At 28.1% G+C, this 8,940-nt stretch carries 8 protein-coding genes and 1 pseudogene; 5 read left to right on the top strand and 4 right to left on the bottom strand.

Annotated features, from left to right (window positions below):
• The first annotated feature begins 170 nt into the window (after positions 1-170).
• A complete protein-coding gene (locus H8S10_RS13865; protein WP_186839272.1) occupies positions 171-854 on the top strand; it encodes a GTP pyrophosphokinase family protein in 684 nt (227 codons plus the stop codon).
• A 181-nt stretch (positions 855-1,035) separates the two neighbouring features.
• Here the strand turns inward: H8S10_RS13865 and H8S10_RS13860 are convergent, their stop codons facing one another.
• Complete coding sequence (locus H8S10_RS13860) at positions 1,036-1,773, bottom strand: NAD-dependent protein deacylase (RefSeq protein WP_186839271.1); 738 nt, start codon at positions 1,771-1,773, stop codon at positions 1,036-1,038.
• 243 nt (positions 1,774-2,016) lie between these two features.
• On the opposite strand from H8S10_RS13860, the gene H8S10_RS13855 reads away from it, so the two are divergent.
• On the top strand, positions 2,017-2,514 hold the full coding sequence (locus tag H8S10_RS13855; protein WP_186839270.1) for a CarD family transcriptional regulator: 498 nt from the start codon (positions 2,017-2,019) through the stop codon (positions 2,512-2,514).
• A gap of 219 nt (positions 2,515-2,733) precedes the next feature.
• Here H8S10_RS13855 and H8S10_RS13850 read toward each other — a convergent pair whose 3' ends face one another.
• A complete protein-coding gene (locus tag H8S10_RS13850) occupies positions 2,734-4,092 on the bottom strand; it encodes an MATE family efflux transporter (RefSeq protein ID WP_186839269.1) in 1,359 nt (452 codons plus the stop codon).
• Positions 4,093-4,391: 299 nt separating this feature from the next.
• Between H8S10_RS13850 and H8S10_RS13845 the strand changes: the two are divergent.
• A pseudogene (locus H8S10_RS13845) lies at positions 4,392-6,341 on the top strand (translation factor GTPase family protein).
• A gap of 265 nt (positions 6,342-6,606) precedes the next feature.
• Here H8S10_RS13845 and H8S10_RS13840 read toward each other — a convergent pair.
• Entirely contained in the window at positions 6,607-6,921 is a 315-nt protein-coding gene (locus H8S10_RS13840) for a heavy metal-binding domain-containing protein (RefSeq protein ID WP_186839268.1), read from the bottom strand.
• A 202-nt stretch (positions 6,922-7,123) separates the two neighbouring features.
• Between H8S10_RS13840 and H8S10_RS13835 the strand changes: the two genes are divergently transcribed.
• The gene (locus tag H8S10_RS13835) at positions 7,124-7,357 is read left to right on the top strand and encodes a YgjV family protein (protein WP_186839267.1); all 234 of its coding nucleotides are present in this window, start codon (positions 7,124-7,126) and stop codon (positions 7,355-7,357) included.
• Between the two features lie 50 nt (positions 7,358-7,407).
• Here H8S10_RS13835 and H8S10_RS13830 read toward each other — a convergent pair whose 3' ends face one another.
• Positions 7,408-8,193, bottom strand: a complete 786-nt coding sequence (locus H8S10_RS13830; RefSeq protein ID WP_186839266.1) for an HAD family hydrolase — start codon at positions 8,191-8,193, stop codon at positions 7,408-7,410.
• Positions 8,194-8,387: 194 nt separating this feature from the next.
• On the opposite strand from H8S10_RS13830, the gene H8S10_RS13825 reads away from it, so the two are divergent.
• Positions 8,388-8,858, top strand: coding sequence for a peptidoglycan recognition family protein (locus tag H8S10_RS13825; protein ID WP_055267937.1), 471 nt, complete (start codon positions 8,388-8,390; stop codon positions 8,856-8,858).
• The last annotated feature ends 82 nt before the right edge of the window (positions 8,859-8,940 follow it).

Genomic DNA, 8,940 nt, shown 5'->3' with positions numbered 1-8,940 from the left:
AATGCAAATCCTATTTGTTGCATAGGAATCACATTTTTTGTGAAGTTTTTCATATTATTACTATGCGCAAAAAAGGAAGTTCAAATTCGAACTTCCTTTTCTTTATCGGCAAATATCAAATTTTTTTTGATACAGCCCCTTGGATTAAACTAATAGTAAAGGGTGATTGTATGTTAAAAGAGATTGGTCAAAAAATTTTTAGAGAAAGAATAATTAATGATGAGTTTTTAGATGTTGTACATGAAAATATGAGACCTATGAATGAACTTATGACATATTATAGATGTGCAGTAATGGAAATTGAAACTAAGTTTAATGTATTAAACGAGGAATTCTCATTGCAGTATGATAGAAATCCAATAGAACATATAAAAACAAGATTAAAGTCTCCTGAGAGCATCGCTAAGAAAATTAAGAAGAAAGAGATAGAATTTTCAATAGAAGCAGTACAGGAACATATAAAAGATATTGCTGGCGTAAGGGTAATTTGTTCATTCCCAGAAGATATTTATATGTTAGCAGAATGTTTATTAAATCAAGATGACATTAAGTTAATTGAGAAAAAGGACTATATAAAGAATCCTAAGAAAAGCGGATATAGAAGTTTACATTTAATTATAGAAGTGCCAATTTTCTTGCAAAGTGGGAAAAAATCTATAAGTGTTGAAGTTCAGCTAAGAACAATAGCTATGGATTTCTGGGCAAGTTTAGAGCATAAATTAAGATATAAAAAGAATATTGATACAGATGAAACTGAGATAATAGAACGAGAATTACTTGTATGTTCTGAAATAAGTGCAGATTTAGATAAACGTATGGAAGAGATACGAAATAGGATTGAAAATAGATTATAATGTAAAGATAATATGCTATTGAATAAACTTTATAAATAAGTATATTTTTCATAAACTTTAAATAAAAAATAAGTATGTTGACTAATATGAAATTTGGCCAATATACTTATTTTATTTTTTTAATTATAAAAGTATTAAAAATTATTATCAATTTAATTTATTTAGGTATAGTCTATAAATTTTATATATTACTAACAGCTTTACTTAAAACTTTACCAATAGAATCACGAATGACTAAGTTAGCTTTAGAATCAGCTTGAGTTGTACTTTTATTTATAAGAACAAGGTTTTTACCTCTAAAATAATTTATAAGTCCAGCTGCTGGATAAACAACAAGTGAAGTTCCACCAATAATTAATGTATCAGCATTAGCTATAGCATTAACAGCTCCTCTAATAACATTATCATCTAAGCCTTCTTCGTAAAGAACTACATCAGGTTTAACTCTGCTACCACATTTGATGCAGGTAGGAACCCCTTTAGATTCTAAAATAAATTTTTCATCATAAAAAGCATGACATTTAACACAATAATTTCTAAGAACAGAGCCATGAAGTTCAAAAACATTTTTTGAGCCTGCTGCCTGATGAAGGCCATCAATATTTTGAGTCACTATTGCTTTTAGTTTACCCATTTTTTCAAGTTTAGCTAAGGCTATGTGACCAGCATTTGGTTTTGCATTAGGATAAATTAGCTTTGATTTATAAAAATTAAAGAATTCTTCTGGATATCTCATATAAAATGAGTGTGATACTAACTGTTCAGGAGTAAAGGTTAAATTAAGTTTTTCATTAAATAGACCATTAGAACTTCTAAAATCAGGTATCCCACTTTCTGTGCTCATTCCAGCTCCCCCAAAGAATACTATATTATTACTTTCCTTAAAAATCTTTGAGAGCATTTCTATTTCATTAGTCATAAAATCATCTCCAAAATATATTTTTATAACTTATTATATCATTTTAATAAAATTATTTATAAATTTTTTACTTACATTAAGTTATTAAAAGTGATATAATAATATTACAACGAGTAGTTTTAACAACGTAAGTCCAGTTGTTAAAGCTACTTTTTTATTTTTCAATATAATTATTAACTGCTTTAGTCTTATATATTTTAGTAAACTACAAGCGAATTTAAAGTTAAGGAAGGTGAAGCTTAAATGTTTAAAGTTAATGATTATATAATGTATGGAACTACAGGAGTTTGTAAAGTTATAGAGATAAAGAAAGAGAAATTTTTAGGTAAAGAGGAAAGAGAATACTATGTATTAGAGCCTGTTTACTCAAAAAATACAGTGATAAAAATTCCGGTTGATAATACAACTATTAGGATGAGAGAGCTTCTTTCAAAAGAGGCTATTGAAGAGTTGATAAATATTGTACCAAATGCAGATACTACGTGGATTGAGGATGATAGAATCAGAAATGAGCAATTTAAATCAATGCTAAAAAGTGGTGACTGTGAGGAGTTAATTACTTTAATAAGAACAATATATTTAGGTAAAAAAACTAAAAAATCAATAGGTAAAAAGTTATATAAAGGTGATGATGAAATCATGCAAGCAGCAGAAAAGCTTTTAAATGAAGAACTTGCCTTTATATTGGATATAGCTCCGGAGGAAGTTCCTAATTATATAAAAGAACAAGTAGGTCAATAGATATAATTATCAATCCATAAGATTGATAAGTTTGGAATATATAAATATGCAATAGATATTTTAAAGTAGTTTAAGATGATAAGCAAGAGTAAATTATAATTTTTTTAAGATAACAGATGATAGCAAAGTAAAGATAGATATTGAGAAATATATTTGAGGTTTTACTACGGATAAGTAGAAAAAAGGTCAAGTCCAAATTGTGACTTGACCTTTTTATATTTATGCAATAACTTCAACAGAAGTATCATATTTAGCTAACAATTTTTTTATAGTAATATAATAATAGATTGCTAAAGGAACTGCAGCAGCAATCCATGCAACAGGATCAGCTAAGCATATACCAAAGAATCCTAAGAATGATGGAAGTGTGAAAGCAACTAAAGCTCTCGCTCCAAGTTCTGCAACACCAGCCATCATAGGAACAAAGCTTTCGCCAATACCTTGAAGCGCATTTCTAAATATAAATATTAATCCTAATGGTATAAAGAATATTCCTGAAATAGTAAGAACTTGCTTTGAGTAAGCGATAATTTGTGCATCAGGATTATCTATAAATAATTTAACAAATTGTGTACCGAATGCTATAAGTACAAAGCCTGCAATTAAACTTGTTATTATAGAAATCTTTACAGCCTTGTTAACACCATCACTTATACGATCATATCTTTTTGCACCAAGATTTTGTCCACAATAAGTTGCCATTGTTACACCATAAGTAACAGCAGGTTGCATTACTAATTGTAGTGCTTTTGATGAAGCGGTATATGCTGCTATAACAGTTGAACCTAATACATTTAATGCGCCTTGTACTGTAAGTAAACCTAATGCAGTTATTGAAAATTGTAAAGCCATAGGAATACCTATCTTTAAATGTCTTATATACATGCTCTTTTTAACGTTATAATCTTCTCTAGCTAATTTTAAAATAGTATATTTCTTTAAGATGTATATAAAACAAAGGATAGCAGATACACCTTGAGAAATAATTGTTGCATAAGCGGCACCAGCAACACCCATTTTAAAGTTTATTATAAATACTAAGTCTAATATTATATTTAATACAGAAGAAATTATTAAGAAATATAATGGAGATTTACTATCGCCAAGAGCTCTTAATATACTTGCCATCATGTTATAAGCCACTGTAGTTATTATACCAGCAAATATTATAGCTACATAAGTATAAGCATCATTAAAAATATTATCCGGAGTATTCATCAAATGAAGTAATGGTTTAGCAGCTATTAAGCTTATTGTAGTTAATATAATAACTAATGCTGTACATAATACAACAGAGCTTGAAACAGCTTTTCGTAATCCTTTTTCATCATTTGCGCCGAATCGTTGAGAAACCATAACAGAAAATCCACTAGTTAAACCTAATGCAAATCCATTTATTAAAAATACTAATGAACCAGTAGAACCTACGGCAGCTAGTGCATCAACGCCTACAAATCTACCAACTATTATAGTATCTACCATGCTATAAAACTGTTGGAATACATTTCCTATTAATAAAGGTATAGAGAAAAGCAAAATATGCCTTACTGGACTACCTTGAGTCATATCTTTAGTCATTTTTTACCCCCCAAGTAATTAAATTAATTTACTTCACAATTACATAGAATATCATCTTTCTATACTTTAAACAAGAAGAAAAAAATAATTTTCATAAAATGAAAAAAATAGCTTTAGTAATTTAAATAACTTTTTTAGATATAAAAAATATACCTAATAATTCAGCTTTTATAGTAACTAAGATTGTGGAGAATAATAGAGAACCTAATCTATTTATATTGACAGCGATATTTGTTACAATTACAAGTAAGAGATAATATAAGACTATTATATAGGTTAAAGAAGAATAAGGTGATAAAATGAAAAAAACAATTGGGATACTAGCTCATGTTGATGCAGGAAAAACTACATTCTAAGAGCAAGTACTATATCATACAAAGTCAATAAGAAATAGAGGAAGAGTAGATCATAAAAACTCATTTTTAGATAGTCATAATATTGAAAAAGAAAGAGGAATAACGGTATTTTCAGACCAAGCTATTTTCGAATTTAATGACAATAGCTATTATTTAGTTGATACTCCTGGACATATAGATTTTTCTACAGAGATGGAGCGTGCTATAGGAATAATGGATTATGCTATTGTTATAATAAGTGCAGTAGAAGGGGTGCAAGGTCATACAGAGACAGTATGGCAATTATTGAGGAAGTATAAAGTACCTACTTTTATTTTTATTAATAAACTTGATAGAGTTAACGCAGATAAAGATAAGGTTATTAATGAGATAAAGAGAGTTTTATCAAAAGATTTATTTTATATAGATGGGGATATTAAGAGAGAAGAATTATCTAAAGAACTTATTGAGTTTATAAGCGAGTATGATGAGCAGCTATTAGAAAGATATTTTGAAGGTGATTATGATAAAGAGAGTTGGGTTAATACATTTAAAAATTTAATAAAAGAATCTAAAGTTTTTCCATGCTTTGGGGGTTCAGCACTTCAAGATGAAGGAATAAGAGAATTTTTAGAAAATCTTGATGAGTTAACATATACAGAATATGATGAAAAAACTGAATTTGCAGGTAGAGTATATAAAATACGTCACGAAGCTAATGGAAATAGAATAGCTTTTATAAAAGCCATAGAAGGTACATTAAAGGTTAGAGATGAAGTAGTTTATAGAGATAATACTAAGGAAAAGATAAGTTCAATAAGAATATATAACGGGAATAAGTTTAAAACAGTTGATGAGGTTAAGGCAGGAGATATATTTGCTGTAACAGGATTATCTAAAGCTAAGACTGGAGATGGACTGGGAAATTTAGCAGAAAATATAAAATATAATATGATACCTACATTGATGTCTAAAGTAATATTTGATCCATCAAATAATATAAAAGAAGTTCTTGGATATTTTAAGCTTTTAGATGCTGAAGACCCAGCTTTAAATGTAGTATGGAATGAACAATTACATGAGATACATGTTCATATTATGGGGAAAATTCAATTGGAAATATTAAAGGAAGTAGTTAAGGAAAGATTTAATTTAGATATTGAGTTTGGGACATGCAAAATTTTATATAAAGAAACTATTAATAATGAAGTAAAGGGATATGGACATTTTGAACCTTTGAAGCATTATGCAGAGGTGCATTTAAAGCTAGAACCATTAAGCAGAAATTCAGGGATTGACTTTGAAAATAAGTGTCATGCAGATTATTTAAGTACTGGACATATGAATTTAGTTAGAACACATATTTTTGAAAGAGATCATCATGGAGTTCTTACAGGTTCTCCTTTAACAGATATAAAAGTAACGTTATTAACAGGAAGAGCTCATAATAAGCATACAGAAGGTGGAGATTTTAGGGAAGCTACATTTAGGGCTTTAAGACAGGGATTAGAAAAAGCAGAAAATATATTATTAGAACCTTATTATAAATTTAAAATAGATGTGGAACTTGATTATATGGGAAGAGTTTTATCAGATATTCAAAGATTAAGTGGTTCTTTTAATCCACCTGAAATTAATGAAAATAGAGTAACTATAACAGGAAGAGGACCAGTTAAGACGTTAATGGATTATAGTGCTGAAGTTATAGCCTTTTCTAAAGGAAAGGGAAGTATTAACTTAGTTTTTGATGGGTACGATGAATGCCATAATACAGAAGAGGTTATTGAAGAAATAGGGTATAGAAGAGACGCTGATATAGAATATAGCTCAAGTTCTATTTTTTGCTCTAAAGGACAGGGATATGTTGTACCTTGGGATAAGGTAGAAGAAGAAATGCACTGTGAAATAATTTAAGGAATAAACGCTGAGATAAGATGATTGTCAGCTATGTTGATATGCTGGGTTACCTATAGTTTAGATAAATCTTTACAATAGGTAACCTAGCATTATATTTTCAAAGCAAAACTAATAGTTTTTATAATCTTTATGTTCTATCTCTTCGCGTTTTTTTTCTTTAATTCTAGTTGTAATAGCCCAGATTAAAAGACATATTGAGCCTATAATAATAGCTAGATAAAATAATATAATTAAGGCAACTATAATCATATCATAGGTACCTCTAACTAATTACAACTGCAGTTCCGTAAGCGACCATTTCAGCGGCTCCAGCAGCTACAGAAGAAGACATAAGTCTCATTCCTATTATAGCATTAGCACACATAGATTCAGCTTCATCAACCATTCTACCAATTGCTATTTGTCTAGCTTCAGTAAGCATATCATTGTATCCTGTCATTTCTCCACCAACAAGGTTTTTAAAGCTAGCAGTTATATCTTTACCAATATTCTTACATCTAATAGTACTTCCTTTTACTAATCCTTTGATTTCTATAATTTCTTTTCCAGGAACTGTATCAGTAGTTAAAATAAGCATTGTTAAATCCTCCTAAAAATTTCTATGTATTAATAATACCACAAGTTAAAACAAAACGCAATAAGAGTTATTTAAAAACTTATAAAAAGATTTTTGGTAGCTTATGAATTGTTGAAAAATAATAAATTTTTAGTTTAAAGAATTTTTTTAGAGAAAAATACAAACATTATTTTTATAGAGATGATATTTAAGGAGGCTAATTATGTTTGGAGTACCTGTTATTGAGTGGGTAGGATATGCAGCATCAATTTGTATCGCCATATCTCTACTGATGACTGATATGTTTAAGTTGAGAATTATAAATACTATAGGATGTATTCTATTTGTAATATATGGTTTTAATATAAAAGCATATCCAGTAGGAGTAATTAATCTATTTATATTTTTTGTTAATATATATTATATAATTAAGATGAAAAAAGATAATAAAAAATAAAAGGATTATGAAAAGTATTTGCTTTTCATAATCCTTTTTAATTTAGTGATTTACAACTCAAGTTTTTCTTTTATAGCTCTAACAACACCATTATCATCATTAGATTTTGCTATAAATCTAGCAACCTTTTTTAGATCAGAGTGAGCATTTTCCATAGCATAACTATGGTATGCATTTTGCATCATTTCAAGGTCATTTAAGTAATCACCAAAAACCATAGTTTCTTCTTGTTTAATATTTAATAGTTTTTGTATTTCGCTTATTGCAAGACCTTTATTTACACCTTTGGCCATCATATCAAGCCAAATTTCACCAGCTACAGCTATTTGAACTTTGTCATTATAATTAGCAAAATATTTATAGCTATTATTTTCTGAACCACCGAAGTCACAGATAGTTACTTTTAATATGTCATCATGAACTTTTGAAAGATTATCTACAATTTTTACTTTTGCATAGTATTTGTTAACCTGGTCCATAAATCTTTTATCAGTTTTATCTATATAAGCTGCTTTTTTACCACAAAGAATAACATAGGCATTTTCTATAGTTTGTCCAATTTTTATAAGCTCTACAGCAATTCTTTTATCTAAAGAATTAAGAATAATTTCCTTACCTTTATGCATAACGAAAGTTCCATTTTCTGCAATAAACATCATATTATCTTTGATATCTTCAAATCTATCAACAAGATTATAGTATTGTCTTCCAGATGCAGCAGCAAAAATAACATCTTTTTCTTTTAGTTTATCAAAAACTTCATAAAACTCTGGATTGATTTTATTATTTGAATCTAATAGTGTTCCATCCATATCTGTTGCAATTAATTTTATCATTTAAAATCCTCCGAGAATAATTAAATATATTTTATTAAGTTTTATTGTTTGATTACATTTTATATTGTTTTTTATTGTTTTACAAGGTGATTATTTGAAACAAATATAAATTATTTTGGAAAAATAGTAAAATATACTTTAGAAGTATATAATTATAAAAGTGCAAATTATAAGTACATAGAAAGGGATAATTTATGGAGAGAAAAATAAATGTAATAGATTTAGAGTTTAATGAAGAATTAATAGCTATGGATAAGCCAAGGCAAATAATTATTCATCATACACATAATCCTAACTTAACTGTTGAATCTACTCATAAACTGCATATAGAAAGATTTAAGTGGGCTGGAATTGGATATAATTATTTTATTGAGAAGAATGGTGATATATTTCAAGGTAGGGGTATGTACGTAGGAGCTCATGCAAAATATCACAATAAAGATTCTATAGGAATAGCTTTAGCTGGAAATTTTGATGAAACTTTACCGACTGAAGAGCAAATGAAAAGCTTAGTAGATATTTGTTTGGATTTTATGATACGTTACGATATTGAACCAAATAGAGTAATAGGTCATAGAGAGATTGAAGGAGTAGAGAAGACTTGTCCGGGATTACTATTTGATATGAATAAATTTAGAGAAGTATTAATTGAGAAGTTATATTAAAATTAAAAAGTTATTATTTAAATAGCAAAAAGTAAAAGATAGGGGAACCTATCTTTTTTTTGCATAATAGAATAATAGATTA

The sequence above is a fragment of the Clostridium sp. NSJ-49 genome, assembly GCF_014287725.1.
Lineage (GTDB): Bacteria > Bacillota > Clostridia > Clostridiales > Clostridiaceae > Clostridium > Clostridium disporicum_B.
Note: the sequence above shows the minus strand (reverse complement) of the source record. Positions and strands in the feature narration are given on the sequence as shown.